Origin of the sequence: Enterobacter genomosp. O (assembly GCF_001022965.1) — a bacterium.
GTDB classification, from domain to species: domain Bacteria; phylum Pseudomonadota; class Gammaproteobacteria; order Enterobacterales; family Enterobacteriaceae; genus Enterobacter; species Enterobacter cloacae_L.
In genome coordinates this window covers 635,301-660,981 of sequence record NZ_LECZ01000027.1, presented here as the reverse complement: position 1 = coordinate 660,981, position 25,681 = coordinate 635,301, and the positions used below count along the sequence as shown (strand labels likewise).

The 25,681-nt window shown below is 53.5% G+C and carries 29 protein-coding genes and 1 pseudogene; 11 read left to right on the top strand and 19 right to left on the bottom strand.

Features of this window, described 5'->3' with window-relative positions; translation table 11 throughout:
• Positions 1 to 2: 2 nt before the first annotated feature.
• The 3 genes from osmX to ABR39_RS21895 all read right to left on the bottom strand — a co-directional run bounded on the left by osmX (position 3) and on the right by ABR39_RS21895 (position 2,854).
• A complete protein-coding gene (gene osmX, locus ABR39_RS21905) occupies positions 3 to 902 on the bottom strand; it encodes an osmoprotectant ABC transporter substrate-binding protein OsmX (protein WP_047348712.1) in 900 nt (299 codons plus the stop codon).
• Between the two features lie 18 nt (positions 903 to 920).
• Positions 921 to 1,631, bottom strand: a complete 711-nt coding sequence (gene osmY / locus ABR39_RS21900) for an osmoprotectant ABC transporter permease OsmY (protein WP_047348711.1) — start codon at positions 1,629 to 1,631, stop codon at positions 921 to 923.
• Between the two features lie 275 nt (positions 1,632 to 1,906).
• Positions 1,907 to 2,854, bottom strand: coding sequence for an NAD-dependent epimerase/dehydratase family protein (locus ABR39_RS21895; protein ID WP_047348710.1), 948 nt, complete (start codon positions 2,852 to 2,854; stop codon positions 1,907 to 1,909).
• Positions 2,855 to 2,946: 92 nt separating this feature from the next.
• Here ABR39_RS21895 and ABR39_RS21890 point away from each other — a divergent pair, with 92 nt between their 5' ends.
• Complete coding sequence (locus tag ABR39_RS21890; protein ID WP_047348709.1) at positions 2,947 to 3,396, top strand: MerR family transcriptional regulator; 450 nt, start codon at positions 2,947 to 2,949, stop codon at positions 3,394 to 3,396.
• Here the strand turns inward: ABR39_RS21890 and ABR39_RS21885 are convergent.
• The 4 genes from ABR39_RS21885 to ABR39_RS21870 form a co-directional block, all read right to left on the bottom strand.
• Positions 3,346 to 4,083: a YoaK family protein gene (locus ABR39_RS21885; RefSeq protein ID WP_047349065.1), complete on the bottom strand. Its 738-nt coding sequence runs from the start codon at positions 4,081 to 4,083 to the stop codon at positions 3,346 to 3,348. The genes ABR39_RS21890 and ABR39_RS21885 overlap by 51 nt on opposite strands.
• Positions 4,084 to 4,236: 153 nt before the next feature.
• On the bottom strand, positions 4,237 to 4,860 hold the full coding sequence (locus tag ABR39_RS21880; protein WP_047348708.1) for a glutathione S-transferase family protein: 624 nt from the start codon (positions 4,858 to 4,860) through the stop codon (positions 4,237 to 4,239).
• A 72-nt stretch (positions 4,861 to 4,932) separates the two neighbouring features.
• Entirely contained in the window at positions 4,933 to 6,129 is a 1,197-nt protein-coding gene (locus ABR39_RS21875; protein WP_047348707.1) for an MFS transporter, read from the bottom strand.
• 49 nt (positions 6,130 to 6,178) lie between these two features.
• Entirely contained in the window at positions 6,179 to 7,306 is a 1,128-nt protein-coding gene (locus tag ABR39_RS21870) for an alpha/beta hydrolase (protein ID WP_047348706.1), read from the bottom strand.
• A 114-nt stretch (positions 7,307 to 7,420) separates the two neighbouring features.
• On the opposite strand from ABR39_RS21870, the gene ABR39_RS21865 reads away from it, so the two are divergent.
• Positions 7,421 to 8,305 (top strand): LysR family transcriptional regulator, encoded by an 885-nt coding sequence (locus ABR39_RS21865; RefSeq protein ID WP_047348705.1) that lies wholly within the window; start codon positions 7,421 to 7,423, stop codon positions 8,303 to 8,305.
• 65 nt (positions 8,306 to 8,370) lie between these two features.
• On the opposite strand, the gene ABR39_RS21860 is transcribed toward ABR39_RS21865, so the two are convergent.
• Complete coding sequence (locus ABR39_RS21860; protein ID WP_047348704.1) at positions 8,371 to 8,607, bottom strand: tautomerase family protein; 237 nt, start codon at positions 8,605 to 8,607, stop codon at positions 8,371 to 8,373.
• A gap of 61 nt (positions 8,608 to 8,668) precedes the next feature.
• On the opposite strand from ABR39_RS21860, the gene ABR39_RS21855 reads away from it, so the two are divergent.
• The gene (locus ABR39_RS21855) at positions 8,669 to 9,172 is read left to right on the top strand and encodes a winged helix-turn-helix transcriptional regulator (protein WP_047348703.1); all 504 of its coding nucleotides are present in this window, start codon (positions 8,669 to 8,671) and stop codon (positions 9,170 to 9,172) included.
• Here ABR39_RS21855 and ABR39_RS25175 read toward each other — a convergent pair.
• A pseudogene (locus ABR39_RS25175) lies at positions 9,138 to 9,215 on the bottom strand (helix-turn-helix domain-containing protein); the annotation flags it as partial. The gene ABR39_RS21855 and the pseudogene ABR39_RS25175 overlap by 35 nt on opposite strands.
• Before the next feature lie 355 nt (positions 9,216 to 9,570).
• On the opposite strand from ABR39_RS25175, the gene ABR39_RS21850 reads away from it, so the two are divergent.
• Positions 9,571 to 10,026, top strand: coding sequence for a hypothetical protein (locus ABR39_RS21850; RefSeq protein WP_047348702.1), 456 nt, complete (start codon positions 9,571 to 9,573; stop codon positions 10,024 to 10,026).
• Positions 10,027 to 10,070: 44 nt separating this feature from the next.
• Here ABR39_RS21850 and ABR39_RS21845 read toward each other — a convergent pair whose 3' ends face one another.
• A complete protein-coding gene (locus ABR39_RS21845; protein WP_047348701.1) occupies positions 10,071 to 10,481 on the bottom strand; it encodes a YybH family protein in 411 nt (136 codons plus the stop codon).
• Positions 10,482 to 10,794: 313 nt separating this feature from the next.
• Here ABR39_RS21845 and ABR39_RS21840 point away from each other — a divergent pair, with 313 nt between their 5' ends.
• The gene (locus ABR39_RS21840) at positions 10,795 to 10,992 is read left to right on the top strand and encodes a hypothetical protein (RefSeq protein ID WP_047348700.1); all 198 of its coding nucleotides are present in this window, start codon (positions 10,795 to 10,797) and stop codon (positions 10,990 to 10,992) included.
• A 254-nt stretch (positions 10,993 to 11,246) separates the two neighbouring features.
• Positions 11,247 to 11,918 carry a GIY-YIG nuclease family protein gene (locus ABR39_RS25170; RefSeq protein ID WP_072059272.1) on the top strand — a complete coding sequence of 224 codons (672 nt, stop codon included), beginning with the start codon at positions 11,247 to 11,249 and terminating at the stop codon, positions 11,916 to 11,918.
• Positions 11,919 to 12,136: 218 nt separating this feature from the next.
• Here the strand turns inward: ABR39_RS25170 and ABR39_RS21835 are convergent, their stop codons facing one another.
• Positions 12,137 to 12,790, bottom strand: a complete 654-nt coding sequence (locus tag ABR39_RS21835) for an AbiV family abortive infection protein (protein ID WP_047348699.1) — start codon at positions 12,788 to 12,790, stop codon at positions 12,137 to 12,139.
• A 98-nt stretch (positions 12,791 to 12,888) separates the two neighbouring features.
• Positions 12,889 to 13,416 carry a hypothetical protein gene (locus tag ABR39_RS25920; RefSeq protein ID WP_072059271.1) on the bottom strand — a complete coding sequence of 176 codons (528 nt, stop codon included), beginning with the start codon at positions 13,414 to 13,416 and terminating at the stop codon, positions 12,889 to 12,891.
• A 320-nt stretch (positions 13,417 to 13,736) separates the two neighbouring features.
• Between ABR39_RS25920 and ABR39_RS21825 the strand changes: the two genes are divergently transcribed.
• Together ABR39_RS21825 and ABR39_RS21820 are read left to right on the top strand one after the other, a co-directional pair.
• Positions 13,737 to 14,777 carry an NAD(P)/FAD-dependent oxidoreductase gene (locus ABR39_RS21825; protein ID WP_240477089.1) on the top strand — a complete coding sequence of 347 codons (1,041 nt, stop codon included), beginning with the start codon at positions 13,737 to 13,739 and terminating at the stop codon, positions 14,775 to 14,777.
• 190 nt (positions 14,778 to 14,967) lie between these two features.
• Positions 14,968 to 15,504: a GNAT family N-acetyltransferase gene (locus ABR39_RS21820; RefSeq protein ID WP_047348696.1), complete on the top strand. Its 537-nt coding sequence runs from the start codon at positions 14,968 to 14,970 to the stop codon at positions 15,502 to 15,504.
• Positions 15,505 to 15,613: 109 nt separating this feature from the next.
• Here the strand turns inward: ABR39_RS21820 and ABR39_RS21815 are convergent, their stop codons facing one another.
• The 3 genes from ABR39_RS21815 to ABR39_RS21805 form a co-directional block, all read right to left on the bottom strand.
• Entirely contained in the window at positions 15,614 to 15,829 is a 216-nt protein-coding gene (locus ABR39_RS21815) for a DUF6500 family protein (RefSeq protein ID WP_047348695.1), read from the bottom strand.
• Positions 15,830 to 15,916: 87 nt separating this feature from the next.
• Positions 15,917 to 16,234, bottom strand: a complete 318-nt coding sequence (locus tag ABR39_RS21810) for a YebG family protein (RefSeq protein WP_047348694.1) — start codon at positions 16,232 to 16,234, stop codon at positions 15,917 to 15,919.
• A gap of 70 nt (positions 16,235 to 16,304) precedes the next feature.
• On the bottom strand, positions 16,305 to 16,658 hold the full coding sequence (locus tag ABR39_RS21805) for a helix-turn-helix domain-containing protein (RefSeq protein WP_047348693.1): 354 nt from the start codon (positions 16,656 to 16,658) through the stop codon (positions 16,305 to 16,307).
• A gap of 336 nt (positions 16,659 to 16,994) precedes the next feature.
• Here ABR39_RS21805 and ABR39_RS21800 point away from each other — a divergent pair, with 336 nt between their 5' ends.
• Positions 16,995 to 18,170: an efflux RND transporter periplasmic adaptor subunit gene (locus tag ABR39_RS21800; RefSeq protein ID WP_047348692.1), complete on the top strand. Its 1,176-nt coding sequence runs from the start codon at positions 16,995 to 16,997 to the stop codon at positions 18,168 to 18,170.
• A 24-nt stretch (positions 18,171 to 18,194) separates the two neighbouring features.
• Complete coding sequence (gene oqxB, locus ABR39_RS21795; protein WP_047348691.1) at positions 18,195 to 21,350, top strand: multidrug efflux RND transporter permease subunit OqxB; 3,156 nt, start codon at positions 18,195 to 18,197, stop codon at positions 21,348 to 21,350.
• 65 nt (positions 21,351 to 21,415) lie between these two features.
• Here oqxB and ABR39_RS21790 read toward each other — a convergent pair whose 3' ends face one another.
• The 3 genes from ABR39_RS21790 to ABR39_RS21780 all read right to left on the bottom strand — a co-directional run bounded on the left by ABR39_RS21790 (position 21,416) and on the right by ABR39_RS21780 (position 24,098).
• Complete coding sequence (locus ABR39_RS21790; RefSeq protein ID WP_047348690.1) at positions 21,416 to 21,895, bottom strand: RrF2 family transcriptional regulator; 480 nt, start codon at positions 21,893 to 21,895, stop codon at positions 21,416 to 21,418.
• Between the two features lie 137 nt (positions 21,896 to 22,032).
• Positions 22,033 to 23,421, bottom strand: a complete 1,389-nt coding sequence (locus ABR39_RS21785) for a sensor histidine kinase (RefSeq protein WP_047348689.1) — start codon at positions 23,419 to 23,421, stop codon at positions 22,033 to 22,035.
• Positions 23,421 to 24,098, bottom strand: coding sequence for a response regulator (locus ABR39_RS21780; protein ID WP_047348688.1), 678 nt, complete (start codon positions 24,096 to 24,098; stop codon positions 23,421 to 23,423). Before ABR39_RS21780 ends, ABR39_RS21785 begins: the two co-directional genes overlap by 1 nt.
• A 203-nt stretch (positions 24,099 to 24,301) precedes the next feature.
• Between ABR39_RS21780 and ABR39_RS21775 the strand changes: the two genes are divergently transcribed.
• Complete coding sequence (locus ABR39_RS21775) at positions 24,302 to 25,138, top strand: MipA/OmpV family protein (protein ID WP_047348687.1); 837 nt, start codon at positions 24,302 to 24,304, stop codon at positions 25,136 to 25,138.
• A gap of 190 nt (positions 25,139 to 25,328) precedes the next feature.
• On the opposite strand, the gene ABR39_RS21770 is transcribed toward ABR39_RS21775, so the two are convergent.
• Positions 25,329 to 25,655 carry a gamma-glutamylcyclotransferase family protein gene (locus tag ABR39_RS21770; protein ID WP_047348686.1) on the bottom strand — a complete coding sequence of 109 codons (327 nt, stop codon included), beginning with the start codon at positions 25,653 to 25,655 and terminating at the stop codon, positions 25,329 to 25,331.
• Positions 25,656 to 25,681: the final 26 nt, after the last annotated feature.

The following is a 25,681-nucleotide window of genomic DNA, read 5'->3' as shown; positions in this document are numbered from 1 at the left end:
TCCTACAGCAGCTGTTTGCTACGCAGGAAATCTCGGGCGACCTGCTGCGGTGACTGATGGTCGATATCCACCTTCTTGTTCAGTTCGGTGATAACGTCGTTGTTGAGCTGGGCCGAGAGGGTGTTGAGCGCCTCTTCCAGGCCCGGGTTGGCCTCCAGCGTGTCCTTACGCACCACCGGGGTGACGGCGTAGCTCGGGAAGAATCCTTTGTCATCCTCCAGCACCTTCAGGTCGAAGCCCTTCACGCGCCCGTCGGTGGTGTAAATCAGACCGGCGTCGACGAAGCCGTCGCGCACCGCGTTATAAACCAGACCGGGGTCCATCTGGCGGATCTGCGGGCGATCCAGCGTCAGGTTATAGGCCGCCTGCAGCGGCTTCATGCCGTCGCTGCGCCCGGCAAACTCCAGGTCTAAGACCAGCAGCCAGTTTTTGTCCGGGTTGGTTTTACGAACCTGCTCAATTTTCGCCACCATCTCTGACATGGTGTTGATATGTTCCGCCTCGGCGCGCTTGCGCTGCATGGCGAAGGCATAGGTATTGTTCATATCGGCGGGCTTGAGCCAGACCAGACCGTGCTTCGCGTCCAGGCGTTTCACCGTCTCGTAAGACGCCTGCGGCGACATGCGCTTGTTGATATGGTTGAAGATGATTAATGACGTGCCGGTGTACTCCCAGGTCATATCAATCTGTTTGTTGATCATTGCGTTACGGGAAATCACCGTGGCGATATTGGTTTGCGGCTGCACCTGAAAGCCTTTCTTTTGCAGGTACTGCACGGTCATCGCCGAGAGAATATGCTGCTCGGTAAAGCTCTTGGTTGCCAGAATCAGCGGGGCCGCCATCGCCTGGCTGGTGAACAGCGCCGCGGCACACAGCGCCGTCAGGCCGGAAAACAGTCTCATAAAAGCTCCTTGTTATTGTTATCGAGCGAGATGGGGACTCATCACGCGACCCAGCGCCGCCAGCAGGGTATCGAGGATCAGGGCGAACAGGGCGGTGGCCGCCGCGCCGAGGATCAGGGTCGGGAAATCGTTCAGATAGATGCCGGGGAAAATCAGCTCACCGTAGCTGCTGGCGCCAATCAGGAACGCCAGCGGCGCGGTTCCGACGTTAATGGCGGTGGCGATGCGGATCCCCGAGAGCATGACCGGCCAGGCGTTCGGCAACTCGACCTGGCGCAGACGCTGCCATTTGGTCATCCCAATCCCGTTTGCCGCTTCCAGCAGCGACGCCGGGACCGAGCACAGCCCGGCGTAGGTATTACGCACTATCGGCAGCAGCGAGGCGAGGAACAGGGCGATGATGGCGGGCGTATCGCCGATGCCAATCACCACCATCGCCAGCGCTAGTACGGCCAGCGGCGGCAGCGTGTTGCCGACGTTGAAGATTTGCATCACGTATTCGGCGATACCCCGCGCGGCCGGGCGGCTCAGCAGGATACCGGCAGGAATACCGACCAGCAGGGCAAAGAACATCGACGAGAAAACCAGAATCATGTGCTGTTGCCCGAGATAAACCAGGTCAACCTGGCGCGCCTTAATCGTCTCCAGCCCGATGCCCCAGACGAGGAGAGCGAGGACCGCGATAATGGCGCCGACAAACAGCAGCGAACGTTTGAGTAATGGATGCATTGCGGTGTGTCTCCCTGTGCGCATGCGTTATAGCAACCACCGGTTGCCTGTTGTTATGCCATGTTTCGGCAGGGGTAGATGACCTATAGCAAGCGTTTGGGAAGGGTTCCAGCGAAGGGGTGAAATCAGTAACCCTATGAAAATAGTGACAACATCAGGTCAGGCCTTATGGCGTAAGGCCTGATATGGGGCGGGCAGAATAGTCCTAAAGAGAAGATTTAAATGTGACGCTGTCACGTTTAAAGCGTCACCTACGAGTTCGTGCGGCACGGAAATTATGCGGTTTTAGCGTCTCTTGCTCTGCATTCCTGCCAGATTTCCTCCAGCCCTTGCCGGTAGGAGGTGACGGCAAAATCAGGGAAGCGGCGCTTAAATTTCGTTGAATCAAACAGGTTGTCAACGTCGTACCTGGGAAACAGCTCCCGCATTTCACGGGCCCCCTGTGAAAACAGCGCCGTCGCGGCGAAGGCCAGCTTGCCGAGCACGGCGTAATCCGCCTTCTGACCGAAGATGTCACAGGCGAGGGTCACAAATTGTTGATACGTTAGCCTTTCGTCCCAGCACGGCAAATGCCACGTCTGCCCGTAGGCCTCAGGCGTATTGCCCAGCAGGGCGAGCGCGCGGCTGGCATCCGGAGTCCAGATAAGCGTACGAAGCGTATCGTCACGGACCGGAACGCGCGGGCGTTTGTGCTGCTTCAGCCTGTCGATAATGAGCGTATTCGTGAAGCTCTGCGTTTTGTCAGGCCCGTAAAACTCAGGTGCCCGACCGATGATGACGGGAATGTCGCCCCGCTGCATTTCGTCAAGCACCCGGTTGGCCATCTGCGCGCGCACGTTGCCTTTTCGTCCCCGGGGCGCGAAGCGCGTCTCTTCGATCTGCGGCACGTCGCTCTGAGGGTACATGTAGGTATTGTCAAAATAGACGAATCTTGCGCCCGCCTTTCGCGTGGCCTCCAGCGCATTTTCCAGCATGGTGGGGAACTGACGCTCCCACAGGGCGGAGTCAGGCGGCAGACCGGCGGTAAAGTAGACCGTGTCGCTGCCGCTAACCGCCTTCTGCGTCTGCTGCGCATCCAGGAGATCGGCCGCCACCGTGATATCGCTGGCGTTGACTTTCTGCGGATGGCGGCTGACCAGCCTGATATCGTCGGTGTATTTGCGTTTAAGCTCGCGGGTCAGTTCACGGGCAATTTGCCCGCTGGCGCCGAGAATAGTTTGCATGGTAGCTCCCTGATGAGTTGGCGATCCGATTGACCGTATAGAAAGTTTAAGCTTAAAGTTAACTTTAAGGTCAATATGCCAGAGCTGACGAAATGAAAATTGGCGAGCTGTCGAAAATGACGGGAATTACCCCGTCGCGCATTCGGTTTTATGAGGCGGAAGGTTTACTGCCGCGACCGGTCAGGCAGGGTAACGGATACCGTTCGTATTCAACCGACGCGGCAGCGCTGCTGAACATCATCGACAATGCGCAGCGTGCCGGGTTCACCCTCGAGCAAATACGCCGCTTCCTGCCGCAGCCGCAACAGCGCTGGGATCATGAGGGACTGGTCCAGTCCCTTAAGACGCGCATTGCAGAAATAGAGGCGATGCAGAAGCAGCTCGAGGAAAACCGAAAAGAGCTGCTGACGCTGGTCGCAAGCATCACCAGCAGGCCGGACGGGATATCCTGTGACGACAACATGCAGCGCCTGCTGGGGCAGTTGCAACGCTCAGACGGCAGCGCGGACCCGTCGAACTCGCGTAGAGACGGTGATAATTGAGACGGTGGCGACCACGGTCAGCATCAGCCCGAGCGCCAGCATGGCGTTAAACCCAATCCATCTGAACAGCAGCAGCCCGGCGATCCCGCCGGTAATAAACGAGAACAGGGTGGTTAAGTGGGTTTTCAGCTGGCTTTTTTGCGCCGCCGTATCTTTGGAGTAATCTCTGCGCAGCATCGCCACCATAACGGAGGCCAGGGATATCCCTGCGTCCGTCAGCGTGCCGGTAATATGCGTCGATCTCACTCGTCCACCGGAAAGCTGCGTAGAGGTGGAATTATGAATACCCATCAGGCCGCAGAGAAAAAGAATAATCTCGCGGTTGCTGGTGAGGGCATGAAAATACATTTCGTAAAAAGAGACGCCGCTCAGTAATAACCCCTCAACAAAAAGGATCTGGCAAAAAACCAGTCTGATGTTATGGATAATGCCCCATATCACGATCGTGCGCGCAATGATTGCGCCTGCCACAAAGGAGAGAATAATCGAGCCGAAAAAAATAATATCGCTCAGATCGGTGGAAGAGACTTCGCTGGATAATTGAGAGGTGTTGCCGGTCATGTGTGAGGGAAAAAAGCCGAAAGCCCCTAGGGCGATGGCGTTCAGCAAACCTGCTGAGGTCGCCAGCCAGAGAGCAAGCCGGCGATCCTCCTGGTGCGTTCGTTCTTTCTTGAGTCTTATCAGCAAGAATACCTCCGGGTTGAACTTTGCCTGAATATTCAGGCTAGCAAAGCGGCGCAACGGGCTGTCCAGGATATGGCTTAATTATTATTCCCTCTGACGACTTCACGGGTTTAGTAATTAAATAAAATACCCTTTCTCAAGATGGGGGGTAATACGTTAAATCATGCCGTTATTTCCGTGACGCAAAAACGCCGGGCGCTGGTTGAGGCGTTCAAACCAGGCCTCAATGGCGGGCACGTCAGGCTTATCAAACGGCGTCATTTTCCAGCGATTCACCGACAGCCCAAGCACTACGTCCGCAAGGGTAAACGTCTCGCCCGCTGCAAAGGCTCCGGTGCGCTGCAGCTGATTCTCCAGAATGCTGACGCAATGGTTCCACTCTTTAATACCCGCCGCAATGCGCTCGGGATCGTTAAAGTCCGGGTTTTTACGTCCCAGCGCCGGGAAAACATAGCGCCAGGCGGTGTTAAATTCCGATACCTGCCAGTCCATCCAGCGCTCAACGTTGGCGCAGGCCTGCGGTTCTGCGGGCAGCAGATCGTGACGTTCCGCCTTGCGCGCCAGATAGCGGCAGATGGAATTGGACTCCCACAGCACGAAATCGCCATCAATCAGTACCGGCACCATGGCGTTGGGGTTCAGGGCGCGGAAGGCCTCCGTTTCCGTCGAGGCAAAACCGCTGCCGTAATCTTCCTGCCGGTAAGCGATGCCCGCTTCTTCGCAGGTCCAGAGCACTTTACGAACGTTGATGGAGGTGGTTTTACCGAGGATGCTGATCATTGCGCAGGTGTCCTTTACTGGATGTCATTGTTTAAAAACAATACACCAGCGAGGCAGACAAGGGTCAAAAAATCATCCGGCGCGTTGTTTGTGAAGACGCGAAAGCAGAAACGTTAGCGCTGCCGCACAGACGAGCACGATGCCACTCAGTGCAAACGTGGTCTGCCAGCTGTAACGATCGAACGCTATACCGCCCGCCGTTGAACCGAGCGCAATGGCGAGCTGGATCACCGCGACCATCAGTCCACCACCAGCTTCGGCATCCTCCGGCAGCGTTCGCGCAATCCACGTCCACCATCCCGTCGGTGCCGCCGTTGCCAGCATCCCCCATAGGCCTGACAGCAGGGCGACGATCCACACGTTATGCCCGGTGAGAATCAACGCGACTGCGATGGCGGCCATCAGCAGAGGGATCGCGATCAGCGTCACGTAAAACGCGGCATTAAGCACCAGGGCAACGAACAGGGTGCCCACAAAACCCGCGACGCCGATGGTGAGCAAAATCAGCGACAGCCCGGTTCCACTCACCTGGGTGACGGTTTCGAGGAACGGGCGCAGATAGGTAAACAGCGCAAACTGACCCATAAAGAACAGGCCGCAGGCCATCAGACCGACGGAAACCGCAGGCTGGCGGAATAGCCGAAAAACGCTTCCCTGTGACGCACCGTTTTTACGCCCCTGCATGTCCGGCAGGCTAAAACACTGCCAGATGAACGCCGCTATCGCCACCGGCACCAGGCAAAGAAATGCGCCGCGCCAGCCAATGGTGGCGCCAAGGTAGCTGCCAAGCGGGGCGGCCACCACCGTTGCCAGCGCGTTACCGCCGTTGAAAATAGCCAGCGCGCGCGCAACCTGATGTGGAGGAACAAGGCGAATGGCCGTTGCGGCAGACATGGACCAGAACCCGCCGACGGCAATTCCGATCAGGGCGCGGCCGAGCATATACGTCAGATAGTTCGGGGCGAAACCAATAACGATCCCCGAGAGTGCCATCAGCAGGGTCATGCCCAGCAGGAGGTATTTACGATTCATATTCCCGGCAAGCTGGGAAAGGAAAAGGCTGGTCAGAACCGCCAACGCGCCGGAGATGGCAATTCCCTGGCCGGCAAGCCCCTCTGTGACATCCAGCGTTCTGGCGAGAGGGGTAAGCAGGCTGACGGGCATAAACTCAGATGCAATCAGAACAAATACGCACAGGGTCATGGCAAAAACGCCGCTCCAGCGCGCATGTTCAGCGTGTTGTGGTGGGGTATGGGTCAGTGAGGACATAGTCTATTTTCGCGAAGAGCCACCCGCGCAGAACGGGTGGCGTAGGGGTTTATTTCAGGCTGGTTTTGAAGAACTGGTCAAACCGGGTGAACGGGATCTTCCCGGCAACATTGTCGTAAAGATCGACATGGTTTGCGCCCGGGACAATCACCAGTTCCTTCTGCTTGCTGCCGACCGCTTTAAACGCATCTTCTGCAAAATAGCGGGAGTGCGCCTTTTCACCGGTCACGATAAGCGTCGGGATAGCGATCTCGCCGGCATAGCTCAGCAGCGGCATATTCATAAACGACAGCGGCATTGTCGCGGTCCATGCGCCGGTGGAGTTGACGGAGCGGGCATGGAAGCCGCGCGGCATCCGGTAGTAATCAAAGAACTCCTTGAGTACCGGATTTGGGTTGGCGGGTAACGCGTCCGGCAGAATACGTTCCGCAGCAGTCACCTTGCCGTTCTCATCGACATAGATGTCATGGCCGCCGTGCGCAAAGGTGCCACGCTCGGCATCTTTCCAGCGCTGCTCGTTCAGATACTGCAGGACGGCACGGCGATCGGACGTTGAATAACGATCTTTGCCGTCGCCGACGCCGTGACCCATCGCCCGGCTCATGTCGTACATCACGCTGGTGGCGACCGCTTTCACGCGGGTGTCCATGGAGGCCGCATTCAGCGCCATACCGCCCCAGCCGCAGATGCCGAGAATACCAATGCGATTACGATCAACCTCTTTCTGTAACCCCAGAAAATCAACCGCCGCACTAAAGTCTTCGGTGTTGATATCCGGAGACGCGACGTTACGCGGCTGGCCGCCACTTTCGCCCGTATAAGACGGATCGAATGCCAGGGTGACAAACCCTTGTTCCGCCAGGGTCTGGGCGTACAGGCCGCTGGATTGTTCCTTGACCGCGCCAAACGGCCCGCTCACGGCAATGGCCGCCAGCTTGCGGTCGCCGCGGTTTTTAGGCAAATACAGATCGCCCACCAGCGTGATTCCGTAACGGTTCTGGAAAGTCACCTTACGGTGGTCGACTTTATCACTCTCGGCGAAGGTTTTGTCCCAGGTGGTCACCATGGAAACAGGCGCGTTTGGATTGGTTGTCTCAGCATAACTCATTGTTGTCACTCCACTTAATGATGCACATAGCAGCATCGCAACGGACAGTTTTTGGGTGAATGTTTTCATGAAAAGGTGCCCTGTGTTGTTGTGATGCAGGCATTATAGTTAGCAAAAATAGTGCTGATTAGGGCCCGAAAACTGCTAAGATTAATACCAGATTGTTATAAATGGCGAGTCACGATGGCAAAGCGGGAAAACTACAATGAGCTGTACCTGTTTATGCAGGTGGTAAGGGAGGGGAGCTTCACGGCGGCCGCACAGCGGCTCGGCCTGGCGCAGTCCGGGATCAGCCGCTCGGTTCGCGAGCTGGAAGAGCGGCTGGGCGTTCAGCTTCTGGTCCGTACTACGCGCAAGCTGTCTCTGACCCACGCCGGGGAGCAGCTCTATCAGACCGCCGAGTCCGCGTTCGATGTGCTTGATACGGGCCTGGCGACGCTGGCGCACTACCGCCAGACGCCGTCCGGTACGGTACGCATTAATGCCAGCCAGCACGCCATCGACAAATGCCTGCTGCCAAAGCTCGCTATTTTTAAACAGCGTTACCCGGATATCCGGCTGGAGCTGATAAACGAAAGCCGCTTCGTTGACATCATCGCCGAGCGGTTTGATGCGGGCGTCAGGCTGGGGCCAGAGGTAGGGCAGGGAATGATCGCCGTGCGCATTACCCCTGATATGGAAATGGCCGTAGTGGCTACCCCGGAACACTTTCGCCGCTACGGTTTTCCCCAGACGCCTGCGGATTTAGTGGTTCATCCCTGCATTTCCTACCAGTTTGCCGACGGGGGTGACTACCAGTGGGAGCTGGTTCAGGACGGGAAGAAAATCACCCATCGGCCAGAGGGGCAATGGGCGCTGTCTGACAGCTACATGGAAGCCGAAGCCGCCCGGCTGGGGCTTGGGCTGGCCTATGTTCCGGTGGAGCTGGTGGCTGATGATATAGAGCGCGGAACGCTTATCCGGGTGTTGCAGCGTTATAGCCTGCGCATGGACGGATTGTACCTCTATTATCCGCACCGCAACGTGTCGCCTGCGCTTAGAGCGGTGATTGATACGTTGAGGATTTAGGGCGGCATAACATCATGAGAGCGGACATTCAAAATGCCCGCCGGTGGGCTATGACTAAAAATAAATCAGGACCGCTGTGGTGAGGCAAATTTTGCAGCAATCATTTCAGATGTGGGCTGTATTCCCCCAAGACTCCACTGTTCCGGTTCATGCTCGTCAATACGGATCCATACTGAACGCCGGAATTCAGGATCGCCGTTTCCCTCAATTTCAACAACAAGGTCAGTCATACGACGTAGCAGTTCTTTTTTTTGCTCCGAATTCATAATTCCTTTAATGGTTTGCACATTTACGAAGGGCATTGTATTCTCCTTAAATAACTGAGTCTTTAAATCATACTCAGGTTACGAGGCAAACGAAGATATGTCAAAAAATAAATCATTACCGTACTTATTACCTGAGCTTTGTGGGCTAGCGGCGGCCGCTGAGCTTCTTGGCGATCAATGGGTTTTGTTGATTCTGAGGGAGGCGTTTTATGGGGTAACACGCTTTGAAACGATACGGGATCATACAAAAATCACCAGGCAGACGTTGGCGAACCGGTTAAAAAAAATGACTGAACTCGGCCTGCTTTGCAAAATCCCTTATCAGGAAGAAGGGGCGCGTGAACGGTATGAGTATGTTCTCACCGCCAAAAGCCGCAGCCTTGCGCCGATTCTTTTCTCTTTGATGGAGTGGGGTCATAAAAACATACTGCACGACGCACCGCATATTGCCTTAACAGACAAAGAAAGTGGAGAAGTGGTGAATAGCGCCTATGTTACCGCCGACGGTAAGTTCGTTGACCCTAAAAACGTTCGGTTAACGTTTCACGATAGCCAATACGCCGCCGTCATGCCCCAGGCGCCTGACCATACTGACGCTTAAAGCTGCGGTTGAAGGACTGCTGGGAGTCGAAGCCCAGCGAGAGCGGTGATTGATACCCTTAAAGTTTAGGGCCGCGTTGTCATTCTGGAAGGCGCCTCGCAAACCGCAAAGTAACCGTGTGAAATTCAGGGTTATGTCTTTTCTTCAACCGATCGGGGTCGTAAAGTGCCTGCGTTGCGGCACATCCGCAATCGGGCGTAGGAACCCGCATCTACAGAGCGATATTTATATGTCGCGGCAGCGCCGAACTCGTTAAAATTGCGGTGGCGCTGGCGGAGCAGCCGTAAGGCTGGCCGTTTTCTCTGTGGGCGGCATTCCTACCTCTGTCAGCGCTACCCCCTCGAGCGTAGGAACTCATCGGGTGGTTCACCCAATTTACACACTGAGGATGCCTTACTATGGCTACTATCCCAACCCTGACTTATCTCCCGTCTGACGAAAACGTCATTCAGCACCTTATCTCCCGGCCGCTTCCGGCTGATGCCGATCTTTTTGACGTCGCTGACAGCTGCGCCGCGCTGGTGAGCGTGCTGGTCGAAATCGAGGATGCGAATCTGTTTACCGTGCTTTGCGACCGTCTCCTTCAGGCTCTGCGCAAGCTGCGGGAACTCTGCGATGTCGATCTTCCGCCGGACCTGATCGCGCAGTTGATCATGGGGGAGAAAATGAACTCCTGCGTGCCGGACTGCTGGCAGGACACCCTGACTCAGGTGGACTATGCACTGGCGCTGACGCAAGCGGTTATGGGGGGAACGCTGCCCGCTCCCGTAGCGAAAGAGCTGACGGGCTTGCTGCACGATATGGTGTGGCTGCTGGCTGAGTTCGTGAAGGAGCCGCGCATTACTGCGCATTAAGGGTGCTGGCGTAGAGGGGCGGTAGCGCCCCTTTGAAACCGTGATTAATGTGATGCGTTCCCCGTATCCAGAAGCGACGTTCCGTAGGAGTTGTCGATGGTACAAAGCCAGCGACCGTCGTTTTCCTGTCGAAAAACATAGGTTGCGCGGCGCGACATTTCCGTTATCCCACCCTGACCATCAGGAAAACGCAGAACGGTTTCCATGATAACGAGGGCATTGCCGCCGCCTTCGATCACCTGCATTTCCCCTTGTTCGACTATCAGCTGGTCCTGAAAATAATCAGAGATAGCAATAAATGCGCTGCGGATGTTTTCTTTGCCTTTAACGGTCATGCCGGGTTTAACTACCAGGGCTGCGTCTTCGGCGTAGAACTCCATCAACGCGTCATAGTTTTTAGTGGTGATGGCGTGGTCGCAGGATTCGATTATCTGGCGTAGCGGGTGTTGGGGCATGCGCGTTTCCTCGTTGATAGGGGGAATGCGTATTAACGTGAGAATCTGGCGTGTTTGTATAGCTACCAGGTTTTGTGGCGGGGGGCGTTGGGGGGATTAGGTAACGTTAGGTCTGCTAAGAGCGAGAAACGGATATTAGCCTGAGAGGATACCTGAACCGTTCTTTGGACATATTCTCAAAGCGAATGATTCATTTTACTGGAATACTTGCAGGATGCTTACAAGGCAAGCTTAGTGTAAAGTCTTAGGCCAGATTGCTTAAATTATTTTGTGAATATATAATTCAAGCAAAAGATATTGAAATGAGGTTGTTATGTCATATATTCGCGTAGAGAAAGATGGCCTTCAGTATGAAGCGGAGTTTTTCTGTGAAGAGAACATGGTCACAGTCTTTGGGGTTAGAGGAGGGCAGTCCAGCGTGGCTCTTAATGGGATGACAGAAGTCGCCGCTGCTCGTACTGCGTTGCGAAATCTTATTAGAGAAAATCAGGTTGATCCTCTAAGTGATTAAAAATAGGATATCTAAACTAACAATCTATTTTGATATATTTTAGATCAAGTTTATTTTTAAAGTTAGCTTAGAGTGAGAAGAAAACATTAAAACCGTTATCACTAGCAATGAGTCGCGTGCATTAAATAATGCAAGAGTTATGTGGTAACATAATCGATGAGGATATTGTAATTGAAACAATAAGAATGGATTTCACATTAACAAATGTAGTAAAGTTCTTTTTATATATTCCTGTATATTTGTGAGGTACTTCCATGAAAGCCGACAACTTAAGAATAATAGAGAGTGGAAAATATGTGTTCGATATGTTATTGGATAGTGGTGAATTATACCATACAAGTCATGCCTTTGACTCGAGGGAAGCTGCAAACAGCTGGATGGAAGAATGGCAGATTTGGGCAAATAATGTATCAAGTGGGAAAGTAAGTAGTATTTATTATATTTTACAAGTGCCTGATACTTGGGCCGGTTCTTCAGATATAAATAATCCTTACTCGGGACTGTATGTGAAAATAGGACGTTCCAATAATGTGCTAAAAAGATTGTCTAACCTGCAAACAGGTACATTTGGTCAATTAATATTACACGCTTTGGAACCTGGCGGATCAGAAAAAGAAAAGTATCTACATGAAAAATTTAGCAATGAAAGACGTCAGGGTGAATGGTTTATTTGTACTAAAGAGCTTACTAAACATATATTTACAACATGGTTTAAAAATAAAATGCTCCCACCAGAACATCAAGTAAAACTAATGCAACTCTCAGAAAGAATGGGTATTTATTCGCACATACATAGTCTAATGGGGGGGAAGCCAGATTTAGTAAATCCATCTAGTAGTGAACCTTGGGAATGTGAAAAATATGTTTTCGTTGATTTGGTTTATAGCTCATTAGCAAAGCAAATTAATCATAAAAATAAGATTTAATTTTTTTAACTATGAAATTATTTATTCATTGATGAAGAAGTAATTTAAAATAATGAAGTGTTAATATGTTCCAGAAGTATTTTTTCACCCATTGGTTAACGAATTATATATGCTTCTGACGCGCAGCAGACAAGCACCTGCCGATAACGGTCTGCTGAGAACGAGAAGCGGACGGCTGGAGATAGGCGCTGGGAGAGAAAGTCACAAACAAAAAGTTATTATTTCCGTAGATGGTTTTTCTTCCTCCACCTATTATTTTTCATTCCGCTTTTATGAGGCCATTGCAAAAGATTTTTATAGATTTCATAATCAAATACTTCATCCATTCCTTTTCCTCCTTCGAAATAAAATTCATTCTCCTCAATTCTCACAGCTATCCTTAGTAATTCATCATTGATAACTGATATAAACTGCCTGGCATCTTTTTGTTTAATTCTCCAAGGGGTAGAGACTCGGCTATCTATATCAACAACTCCTTTCATGCGAGACAAACCAACGTATATAGAATTCTGTTTTTTCTCTTCTAATTCTCTATTCTGTATCATGGAAATAAAACCTGGAGAATAATCATCTATTTCTTTTGCTACAAAGTTCCACTGTTTTTTGGGATGTAGATATAGAAGTTTTAACCATGCCTGCTCAAATTGAACATCTGGATAGCCCTCATTAGTTTCAGATGACCAAATGTAGTGATCTACCCAGATGGCCTTTGAGAACTCTTCAAGCGCCAGGACTGAAAGCTGAAATGCACTTGGATACGAACCGTTCTCATAGAGCAGCATTGAGTCAAAATGAAGACGGATACTATTTCTCAAAGACTCAGCAGCTATTTTATTCAGCTTGTATTTTGACATGCCTTCGTGTTTTTTCACTTATACTCCGCTTCAAAAATTTACTCTTGGAATACACTCCGATAGAGAGCGGGAAAGCCATGTTTTTATATAGTGCATTGTGACGCGTACTAGTAAGGTTATGTGGTCAGCCCCACCCAGTCGTTATTTATGTTGAATCTTAACCAGCTTTGATCTTTGGCGTGAATAAAGAATCCAACAAAATTATTATCCAGATCAAATTCAATGAAAAAATTCTGCCGACAATTAACAGCAACACCAATAAATTGACAGTGTGGATCAAATAACAACCAGTAGTTCGGAGTTGACGATACGGTGAATCCTACCGCATTTAGTGCTAGATCAAATAAATATAATCCTGGAATGTTAGACGATATATTTGGGTTGATCGATGAGGTTAGCTTGGGATTGATGCTTGACGTGAGATTTGGATTTTTGCTTGACATGAGCTTGTAGTTGATTGAACTGGTCAACTTGGGGTTTATGCTCGATGTAAGCGCAGGATTGATACTTGAGGACAGTTTGGGATTGATGCTTGATGTCAGCTTTGGGTTAATGCTGCTAGTTAGCTTAGGATTAATACTGCTCGTCAGGTTTGGGTTGAGGCTCGACATCAACTTGGGGTTACGACTAGTTGGAATTCTCATAGTTTCTCCGTGACGACTGATAAATTTCAAAGTAGCCTAATGCTTATTTTAACGGCAGTCTGTATTTAACCACGGGTTAGCCCCCCTAAACAAGCGAGTCCAACTTTAAGTTATTATAATTAAATTCACTCGCATAAAGAATGTCTGCTCTTGGCACAAAACGGACAGCGACAAGATATTTTTTTTGAGCAAGAAGCTTACGACGAAAACCGCTGTCCTGAACCGTTTTGCCCGCGAATTTTGCAATCCTACAAAATAACCTGTAAGAGATTACTTTCGCATCATGGCATGACATGTTCCCCACACAGGAGACGGGCACCGTGACCCATAAAAAAAGGATCGTTATCGTAGGGGCTGGGATCACTGGCGTATCCATTGCATGGCATCTCGACCACGGTGAATTTGACGTCACACTTGTTGAACACGATATGCCTGCCTCAGGTGCGACAGGTAATGCGTTTGGCTGGCTGACCGGTGTGGTGAAGGATGATGCGGCCGACGTGTTTATCCGGCGCATCGCACTTGCGGACTGGCACAGGCTGGAAGAACACATTCCTGGACTTCACATTCAATGGAGTGGTTCGTTAAGCTACGGCACGGCATCCGGGTCCTGCCGGCAGGGCGAACGTCTCATCGATAAGGCTGAAATTACCCGTCTTGTGCCTGCCCTGATAAATCCTCCCTCACAGGCCCGCTATGCTGTAAAAGATGGTGCCATTGATGCCGCCAGCGCAACGCGACTATTGCTCGAAAAAGCCTGTGAAAAAGGCATCGTGCTAAATACGCAAACAACCGTTACGGATCTTTGCATGACGGAGGGGAGGGTGACAGGCGTCCTGACCTCTCGGGGTAAACTGGATGCAGATTGCGTCGTGCTGGCCTGTGGGACAGGTATTCCAGCGCTGACTGAGCGGGTGGGTATCCATGTTCCGGTTCTGTCATCACCGGCTATATTACTGCGCTTTACGGTCCCCCAGCGCGTGGTCAATACGATCGTCTCAGGTGATGATATTGAGGTTCGGCAAGCGCGCAACGGTGAGTTATTAGCCGCAGAAGATTACCCGGCAAGCGGCAACGTCAAAGAAACGGTGGAGGCTGCACAACGTGCGGTAAGAAGCAGGCTCACGGGCGCAGAGTCGGCTGCTCTCATTCAGTACTCAACAGGAGAGCGTCCTGTTATTCAGGATGGGTATCCCGTTCTTGGTTTTACGGATGAGAGCAGGAGCGTTTACGTCGCTTCAATGCACCCAGCCGTGACGTGCGCAGCGACGATTGGCAGAGTGGTTTCAGAGGAGTTACGCGAGGTGCAGAGCAATGCAATCCCGCAATGTTACCGGCCATCACGCTTTATAAATAAATAGCACTCCTTAGAAGCTATTACTACAAACAGGAAAGATAGCGAGATGGAAATGTTCAGAGCAATTCTGCAGAAGGTGAGATAATAAATGACGCTAGCATCCATTCCTGGCACGGTGTTGCGAACCTGCTTTTTTCTTACTATAAAAACAGTTCTATCACTAAGCCAATAAGCTCATTATTCAGGAAATTGTTTTGCAACTTCAATCCTCCCGACTGCACCTTCGCCCCGTAACGACGTCTGACCTGGATGATCTTTTCAGAATTTATGGCGACCCGGCTACGAACACCTTTAATCCAGCAGGGCCATATCCGGACATACAGCATGCACAAACTGTCTTAGCCCGTTGGATCAACCACTGGGAAACGCACGGCTTTGGAAACTGGGCAATCGCGTTACAGGAAAGTCCTGAAAGAATCATTGGTTTTGGTGGGCTGAGCGTCAGCAGTTATGCGGATATCGTAATTAATAATTTAGGATATCGTTTCGCCACAGAGGCATGGGGAAAAGGTCTGGCAACAGAGTTTTCGAAAAGCTCTATCAGATATGGATTTGGTGAGTTAAAGCTGACTGAGATATCTGCCGTAGTAAGAGGTCATCACGTGGCATCGCAGAAAGTTCTTCAAAAAGCGGGGTTGCAATACATAAAAGAGATTCATGATGTGAAAGATGCGCCGCCTAGCCTGCTTTTTTCTCTCACACTGAGTGAGTGGTTAAGACAATCTATGTGAGCGTATTTATTCTAACTTATTGATATTAGCGATGAGGAAAGTACCAACGTCCGCCATTGGCACTATGCGGGAAATCTTCTGAAGCTTAGGTCTGCATTGAGCGCAGGTGTTACAAGGCTAAAACAAGCTTTCTGATCTTTTCAGCCTTTTCAAAATGGTCCAGTTTCATTTCCATAATCCACCAGTGCGCCACTTCCATAAGCAGTTCTGGGTCGTCATTTTTATTAGCAAAAAAAGCATAAAACGAAAGCCCAACGTCGCTTCCCTTAGCGGTGATTTTTGCATCACAGATCCTGATGATTTTTTCCTTTATTCCTTGCCGCACGCCATCTCCTTGACTCTTTTTCTGACTAAAAAAGCCGTAAGCAGTTATCTGCTTACGGCTTCCGGATAGGTGATGATTTGCTGACAATCAGGCCGCTTTCACGGCCCTGATTTTTTTCGTTTCAGCCGCATCAGATTCTGTTTTAACGGTTGCAGCTGGGGCAGTGACATCGGGAAGCTTGCTGGTACGCAGAATATGCTGCACGGTCTCTTTCTGCTCGGCGAAATACAGGCCAAGATTTTCAGCCTGCGTTTCGTCCATCTGCATTCCGCTTTGCAACAGCCAGTCGGTGAACGCGTCTGCCATATCGAGCAGCTTGTCGTGAGCGTCAGCCTCTTTCTTGCTGGCAAATGTCATTTTCTCTTCACCTTTTCTTACGACAACAAATTTTGTTTCAACAGCCATCGTGCACCTCGCTATACTGTAATTATATACAGTATAGCAGCTACAGATCGAAGTTGCAGCAAAATATGCATTACTGGCGTAGCTGCTGCGTTTCCGGGCCACCCATGCTCCGCCGCCATGCCCCAGGCGCCTGACCATACTGACGCTTAAAGCTGCGGTTGAAGGACTGCTGGGAGTCAAAGCCCAGCGCGATCGCCACGTTCAGAATCGGTTCGTCGCTGTGGGATAACCGCTCAACCGATTTTTTCAGCTTTTGCGCGCGAATGTACCCGGCGAGGGGATAGCCCGTATGTTCCTTGAACAGGCGCTGGAGGTGCCATTTTGAATAGCCGGATCGCCTGGCGACGGACTCAATGTCCAGACGGCTGTCCAGGTTGTTGTCGATCCAGTCGAGTAAATCATGCATAAATGCGCCAGTGTTCATCTGGGTACCCCCACGCAGAATATCTAAAAGTAACTTTGTCTGTTGCATTTAAAGGTGGCGCGTTTTTGTATTAATTGCAAGTTTTATTGTTGCATTTAAAACCCTGACCGAAACGGGTCTTTTAACATCGGCTCAAATAGCACATAAAGTGCAACAATTATTCTTGCACTTAATTAAGCGCCTTCCTACAATCGCCGCGATAGTGTATTCGCAACTGTTACAGTTTTGTGGCGATGAACGACACAAATGGCCTTAAGCCAGCTACCGGACAAAGGAAGTGGCGCGGCGTCTCCCGCAGCGTCTTGCCCGGCGGCTACCAATACCGGAATAAAAATAATGAGCCTGCAAAAAACCTGGGGTAACGTTTATCCGAGCGTGCTGGGGGTGATGTTCCTCTCCGTGCTGCTCGTCGGGTGTGATAACAGCGTCGCGCAAAACGCCGCGCCACCCGCGCCCGCCGTCAGCGCCGCTGACGTGGTCGTGAAATCCATTAGCCAGTGGGATAGTTTTAACGGCCGGATTGAAGCGGTGGAGAGCGTTCAGCTGCGCCCGCGCGTCTCCGGCTACATTGATAAGGTGAATTACACCGACGGCCAGGAAGTGAAGAAGGGCGAGGTGCTGTTCACCATTGATGACAGAACCTATCGCGCCGCGCTGGAACAGGCGCAGGCGAACCTGGCGAGAGCCAAAACGCAGGCCAGCCTGGCGCAAAGTGAGGCTAACCGTACCGATAAGCTGATCAATACTCACCTGGTCTCACGGGAAGAGTGGGAACAGCGTCGCTCGGCCGCCGTTCAGGCGCAGGCAGACATTCGCGCCGCGCAGGCGGCGGTAGACGCGGCGCAGCTCAACCTGGACTTCACCAGGGTGACCGCGCCTATCGACGGCCGCGCCAGCCGGGCGCTGATCACCAGCGGTAACCTGGTCACCGCGGGCGACACCGCCAGCGTCCTCACCACGCTGGTCTCGCAGAAGACGGTTTACGTCTACTTTGACGTGGACGAGTCAACCTACCTTCACTATCAAAACCTTGCCCGCAGCGGGCAGGGGGCGTCCAGCAACCACATGGCGCTGCCGGTGGAGATTGGCCTGACGGGCGAGGAGGGTTATCCCCATCAGGGCAAAGTCGACTTCCTGGATAATCAGCTGACGCCGAGCACCGGCACCATCCGCATGCGCGCGCTGCTGGATAACGCGCAGCGTCAGTTCACGCCGGGACTGTTTGCCCGCGTACGCCTGCCGGGCAGCGCGGAATTCAAAGCCACGCTTGTCGACGACAAAGCGGTGCTGACCGATCAGGATCGCAAATACGTCTATATCGTGGATAAAGAGGGGAAAGCGCAGCGTCGCGACATTACGCCGGGACGTCTGGCAGACGGTTTACGCATCGTGCGGCAGGGGCTGAACCCTGGCGATAAAGTCATCATCGATGGTTTACAAAAAGTGTTTATGCCGGGTATGCCGGTGAACGCAAAAACCGTCGCCATGACCGCCAGCACCGCCCTCAACTGATCCTTTGACCTGAGAATCCAACCCATGGACTTTTCCCGCTTTTTCATCGACAGGCCGATTTTTGCCGCCGTCCTGTCGATTCTGATTTTTATCACAGGGTTAATCGCCATCCCGCTGCTGCCGGTGAGCGAATATCCTGACGTCGTGCCGCCAAGCGTGCAGGTGCGCGCGGAGTACCCGGGCGCCAACCCGAAAGTGATTGCAGAGACCGTGGCGACGCCGCTGGAAGAAGCCATCAACGGCGTTGAAAACATGATGTACATGAAATCCGTCGCGGGCTCGGACGGCGTGCTGGTGACCACCGTGACCTTCCGTCCGGGGACTGACCCCGATCAGGCTCAGGTTCAGGTGCAAAACCGCGTCGCGCAGGCCGAGGCGCGACTGCCGGAAGACGTGCGGCGTCTGGGTATTACCACCCAGAAACAGTCGCCGACGCTGACGCTGGTGGTGCATCTGTTTTCACCAAACGGTAAATACGATTCCCTGTACATGCGCAACTACGCCACGCTGAAGGTGAAGGACGAGCTGGCGCGCCTGCCAGGCGTCGGCCAGATTCAGATCTTCGGCTCCGGCGAATACGCGATGCGCGTCTGGCTGGATCCCAACAAGGTGGCGTCACGCGGCTTGACCGCTTCGGACGTGGTCACGGCGATGCAGGAGCAGAACGTGCAGGTTTCTGCCGGACAGCTTGGCGCCGAGCCGCTGCCGAAAGAGAGCGATTTCCTGATCTCCATTAACGCTCAGGGCCGTCTGCACACCGAAGAAGAGTTTGGCAATATTGTGCTGAAAACGGCGCAGGACGGTTCGGTCGTTCGCCTGCGCGACGTGGCGCGTATCGAAATGGGCTCCGGCAGCTACGCGCTGCGTTCCCAGCTCAACAATAAAGACGCGGTCGGGATTGGTATCTTCCAGTCGCCGGGGGCGAACGCCATCGACCTGTCTAACGCGGTGCGCGCCAAAATGGACGAACTGTCCACGCGTTTCCCGGCGGATATGAAGTGGGCGGCACCTTACGATCCGACGGTATTTGTTCGCGACTCCATCCGTGCGGTGGTGCAAACGCTGCTGGAAGCGGTGGTGCTGGTCGTGCTGGTGGTGATTCTGTTCCTGCAAACCTGGCGCGCGTCGATCATACCGCTGATCGCGGTGCCGGTTTCGGTAGTGGGTACCTTCAGCATTCTTTACCTGCTGGGCTTCTCGCTGAATACCCTGAGCCTCTTCGGGCTGGTGTTGGCCATCGGTATCGTGGTGGATGACGCCATCGTGGTAGTGGAAAACGTCGAGCGAAATATCGAAGAGGGGCTGGCGCCGCTTGCGGCGGCGCATCAGGCGATGCGTGAGGTGTCCGGCCCGATTATCGCGATTGCGCTGGTGCTGTGCGCGGTGTTTGTCCCGATGGCGTTTCTTTCGGGCGTGACCGGTCAGTTCTACAAGCAGTTTGCGGTGACGATTGCGATCTCCACGGTGATCTCCGCCATTAACTCGCTGACGCTTTCGCCGGCGCTGGCGGCACTGCTGTTAAAACCGCACGGCGCGCCAAAAGATTTTCCGACCCGGCTTATCGACCGCCTGTTCGGCTGGCTTTTCCGTCCGTTTAACCGCTTTTTCCACCGCAGCTCGAACGGCTATCAGGGGCTGGTGGGCAAAACGCTCGGACGTCGCGGCTCGGTGTTTGTCGTTTACCTGCTGCTGCTCTGCGCGGCGGGCGTGATGTTTAAAGCGGTACCCGGCGGGTTTATACCGACGCAGGACAAACTGTACCTGATTGGCGGCGTGAAAATGCCGGAAGGCTCCTCTCTGGCGCGCACCGACGCGGTGATCCGCAAAATGAGCGAAATCGGGATGAATACGGAAGGCGTGGACTATGCGGTCGCGTTTCCGGGGCTGAATGCGCTGCAGTTTACCAACACGCCGAATACCGGGACGGTCTTCTTTGGCCTGAAGCCGTTTGACCAGCGTAAACATTCTGCTGCGGAAATTAACGCGGAGATTAACGCGAAAATCGCGCAAATCCAGGAGGGCTTTGGCTTTTCCATCCTGCCGCCGCCGATTTTAGGGCTGGGCCAGGGGTCGGGCTATTCCCTGTACATTCAGGATCGCGCCGGTCTGGGCTATGGCGCGCTGCAAAACGCGGTGAACACCATGTCCGGTGCGATTATGCAGACGCCGGGGATGCATTTCCCGATCTCGACCTACCAGGCTAACGTGCCGCAGCTGGACGTGCAGGTTGACCGCGATAAGGCGAAAGCGCAGGGCGTGTCGCTGACCGATCTCTTCGGTACGCTGCAAACCTATCTGGGCTCGTCGTACGTGAATGACTTCAACCAGTTCGGGCGTACCTGGCGCGTGATGGCCCAGGCCGACGGGCAGTTCCGCGACAGCGTGGAGGATATTGCTAACTTACGCACCCGCAATAACCAGGGCGAAATGGTGCCGATTGGCAGTATGGTGAAAATCAGCACTACCTACGGTCCGGATCCGGTGATTCGTTATAACGGCTACCCGGCGGCGGACCTGATTGGCGATGCCGACCCGCGCGTGCTTTCGTCCACGCAGGCGATGACGCAGCTGGAAGGCATGTCTAAGCAGATCCTGCCGAACGGGATGAACATTGAATGGACGGACCTGAGCTTCCAGCAGGCCACGCAGGGCAACACGGCGCTGATCGTCTTCCCGGTCGCGGTGCTGCTGGCGTTCCTGGTGCTGGCGGCGCTGTATGAAAGCTGGACGCTGCCGCTGGCGGTGATCCTCATCGTGCCGATGACGATGCTCTCCGCGCTGTTCGGCGTCTGGCTGACCGGCGGCGATAACAACGTGTTCGTGCAGGTGGGGCTGGTAGTACTGATGGGGCTGGCCTGTAAAAACGCCATTCTTATCGTGGAGTTTGCCCGCGAGCTGGAAATTCAGGGCAAAGGGATCATGGAGGCCGCGCTGGAGGCGTGCCGCCTGCGTTTACGCCCGATTGTGATGACCTCCATCGCCTTTATTGCCGGGACCATTCCGCTGATCCTCGGCCACGGCGCGGGTGCCGAAGTGCGCGGCGTCACCGGGATCACGGTGTTCTCCGGGATGCTGGGCGTGACGCTGTTTGGTCTGTTCCTGACGCCGGTATTTTACGTGACGCTGCGTAAATTCGTGACGCGCGGGAAAAAAGCGGAAAGGGAAGTTCTGCCTGCGTAGGGACGTTGCAGATAATAAAAAACCGTCTTCACAGTGAAGGCGGTTTTTTTTGCACTCAAGAAAAGTTAAAGCGCTTCTTTATACTTGGCGATAAGTTCAGGCACCGGATCGCAGCCGCTGGTATCGGCCTTTTTGACCTCTTCCAGGGCGCTTGCCACGGTATGGCGGGCCAGTACCGCCAGCGAAGCTTCCTCGGCTTCTTCGGAAATCGACTTGAAGTACCAGCATGCGTTGGCGCTGACCACGCAGCGGGCCGGCACGTCAGGGCGCGACGCCCACAGCTTTTTATCTTCGATAACCGAAAGGTAGATATCGCGCAGGGTGATCTCTTCCGGCGGGCGGCCAAGATGAATAGAACCATTGCGGCCAAGCGTTGAGACGATAATGCCGTCGCGCGTGAGCGGAACCATCAATTTGCGGATGAAGCTCGGGTTCGCTTCCAGGCCGTAGGCCAGAATCGCACTCGTCGAACGTTCACCCAATTGCTCCGCCATCGCTACGCTGAGAACCATCTGCAAAGCTGTCGGGAAGCGGTAATCTAACATTTTTGTATCCTGGGTTGCGGTGAATCTTGTTCTTTTTGGCACCGCAGAGGTGAATAAGCAATAAACAACAATATAACAAATACGGTAATTATTTTGAAGCAATCTGCGGCATTTGCGATCGAACACCCTGTTTCGGTTTAGCTAAACGTGCGGTTTGGGAAGTCGACCGTCACCATGAGACCGCCTTCTGCAGAAGAGCTCAGGTTTACGCTGCTGTTGTGCTGCTGCGCCACCGCTTTGACGATGGCAAGTCCCAGGCCGCTTCCGCTTTGCATCTGATTCGGGTCGCGGAAAAACCTGTCGAACACGCGCTCCCGCAGTTCCGCCGGAATACCGGGGCCCGCGTCGGAAACGCGCAGCTGCGTGCAGCGATCTAGCGCACGCACGTCGACCTGAACCCGACCGCCCTCAGGGCTGTACTTCACTGCGTTCTCAATGAGGTTATCAACCAGCGACATCAGGCGTTCCCTGACGCCTGCGATCCAGATTTCATCCTCAGCGAAGAATTCCAGCTCGATCCTGCGCGCAGAGGCTAACGGTTCCAGCTCGGCCATTCGCTCCTGGATGAGCGTCGTCAGCGGCACGGGCTCCATGTCCGTGTCAATGCGCGCTTCGCTGTGCATCATTAGCAGCAGCTGATTGACGAGGCGCGCAGCGCGGCCGTTGCTGCGAATAACCCCCGCAAGCAGCTCCTGCTGGCTCTCGCTGATGACCCAGGACTGCAGCGCCTCCACGTTAATGCGCATTGCCGCGAGGGGAGTCCGCAGCTCGTGCGCGGCATCGCCAATGAAAACCCGCTCCCTTTCAGCGCTTTCACGCACTCTGGCAAGGAAGTCATTGATTGCGTCCACCATCTGGCGAAGCTCCCTGTGCCTGGGAACGGCTTTTAAGGGCGAGAGATCGTCAGGCGTGCGTAACGTAATTTCATTGACCACCTTGTTCCAGGGGCGCATCGCAATGCGGATCGACATCCACGCGGGGAACAGAAGAAAAGGAATACAGACCAGCAGCGGCATGATGTAGTACCCGCGCGAGTTCAGGTAGATAAAGAAGTTCCAGCCGCCGGCCGGGGTGAAAAGGGTGACCTCAACGTCGGAGTGAGCGGATTTAAGGGTTCGGCTGGTCCAGGTACGACCGTCGCTCTGAACACGCTGCATTTCCCCCAGCCGGGTGTTGGTTACTCCCGTTGGTGCACCTGGGGATGAAAAAACAATCGCGTTATTTTTGCGCACGATGAAGTTGATTGACAGCGCGGGATCTTCACCGCCGCCGTAACCTTCCCGCAACGCTTTGCTGAACGCTGCCAGCACGGCGGTACGATCCTGTGGGCGTTCGTCCATCCGCTCAACCAGGGTAAAAAGGGTTTCGTACGTCTTGCTGCCCGTGAGAATGGGAGGACTGCGCAGGTCCTCCCACAGAATAAAGGTTAAAAAAAGACACCACAGCAGGGTAAGCAGCAGCATCTGGGCGATGATAATTCGCCGCACCAGCGTCGGGCGTCTCAGGTGATACCAAAAGCTTCGCATTAACCGGTCACCTTCTGGACAGCGACGGTATCAATGACATACCCAACCCCACGTACCGTTCGCACATAGCCGTCGCCGATTTTTCGCCGCAAATTACCCATATGCACGTCGAGCGCGTTACTGAGGTTTTCTTTGTTGCCGAATATCCTTTCTTCCAGGAAGCGGCGCGTAAGCACGCGGTCTGCGCGCAGCATCAGCGTTTCAAGCAGGGCGTATTCGCTGGCCGTCAGGTCAACGTTGCGCGCGCTCACCGTTACGCGACGCGTCGGCACATGCAGAGACAGCCCGCGAATTTCAATTGCTTCATTCTCAAAACCGTAGCTGCGTCGCGCAAGGGCTCTCACTCTCGCCAGCAGCTCGGCGAGAACAAAGGGTTTGACGAGATAGTCGTCTGCGCCCGCATCCAGCCCGCACAGGCGATCCTGCAGCGTCCCTCGCGCCGTCAGGATGATGACGGGGATCCCCTTAAGCTGCTGACGCAAGCGCGTCATCAGGCTCATGCCATCGCCATCGGGAAGCCCCAGGTCGAGCAAAATAAGTTCGGGCACGCAGACGTTAAGCTGATGCAGCGCATCCTCTTTCCGGCGTACCCATATAACGTCAAATCCCTGATCTGAGAGGGCGATACGTACGCCGTTGCCGAGATCCAGGTCGTCTTCAATAAGTAGAATTTTCACATTAGTTACTGTATCGGCAGTGAATGAAGAACATCTTAAGAAAAAAACGGTATCAGGTAATCTGTCCGGTTTACAGCACCCGCGCGCGCTTCAGTCTTTCTTCATTTTCGGCTCATAAGAACCTTAGGGTCAGTATTCAAAATGGGCGTTCTGGCGTTTAACCGCCTGCATCGTCATCATTTGAATCCATAAGGACTTCCTTAATGAGAAACATCGAACTGCGTCATACGTTCCCCCATTTATTCCCGGGCCGCCGCCTGAAAAATATCGTGCCGGGCATTGTGCTGGCGCTACTGGCCGCCCCAACGCTGGCGGCAGAGCAGAGTCAGGGCAATGTGTTAACCCTGGGGGGCGGCGTGGACGTCGCGCCACGCTACTCGGGTTCAGATAAAATCCGCGTCGGCGCGGCGCAGGTGGTGGATTACTCCATGGCCAATGGTTTTTTTATCGGCACCACGCGGGGGATCGGTTACGGCAACAACATCGGCAACCTGGATTACAGCGCGGCGCTGAGCTATCGCATAGGCCGTAAAGACAAAGACGTGAGCAGCGATTCGATCAGCTCCGGCAGCGACGAGCTGCGAGGGATGGGCGAGATAAAAGGCTCGGCTATCGTGGTGCCGGGGCTGGGGTACAGGGTGACCGACTGGCTTAATCTGCAGCTGCAGGCTGAGGTTCCGGTTTCTGAGAGAGATAACGGCGAGGCGGTACACTTCGGCATTTCCAGTCCGCTCTATACTTCACCGAATAATACGGTCACGCTGGCGCTGACCGGCAGCTGGGGATCCGACAAGTATATGCAAACGTACTACGGGGTCAGCGCCGCCCAGTCGGCCGCATCGGGATTTGCCCGACATGACGCCGGTGCCGGAATTTATGCGTATTCGCTGAATCTTGACTGGACCCACAGGCTCACCTCGCGCTGGAGCGTGCTTGCCGCAGCGGGCGTGACGCAGCTGGTGGGAGATGCCGCCGATAGCCCGATTGTGCAACGTAAGACATCGCCTACGGGAAGTTTGAAGGTGACCTACAGCTTCTGATTGTTGGTTGCGCTGTCCTGAGGTTTTGAGCGCGCACTAACGACATAGATAAGCCGCTCCGCTTAAGATGGCGGGGCGGACCCGTTTACAGGCAGGAACAATCATGGACTATTTCAGTTCATTGCAGAGAATATTGTCAGAAGATCGTGTCCTGGCCATTGTGTCATTCGCTCACAGCGGGCCTCAACGTTTATGCTTTGAGCATATAAATACATGAATGTACTGTCTGACCGGTAGATGTGGTTACCTCAACCGGAACCCGTTCATACTCAGAACCTTCGAACTCATCGAGTATGTGCCAGTAATGACGTAAATTCTCTGACGTGAAAAGAAAGCCCTGTACGCGATCGCCTGAGTCATTCAGTACAATCCCCGGATAACCCATCTCTGCACCCCAGCCTTTCTCTAATAGAGAACCACCAACGTGGCCTTCCTGCCATGTTCCCCCAATATTTTCAAGAATATGAGCATTAGGCCGGCCCGGCCCGAGCGTCCCGTAAACAAACAAACTTTCCATTACTCCTCCGAGTATTGCTATGAAAA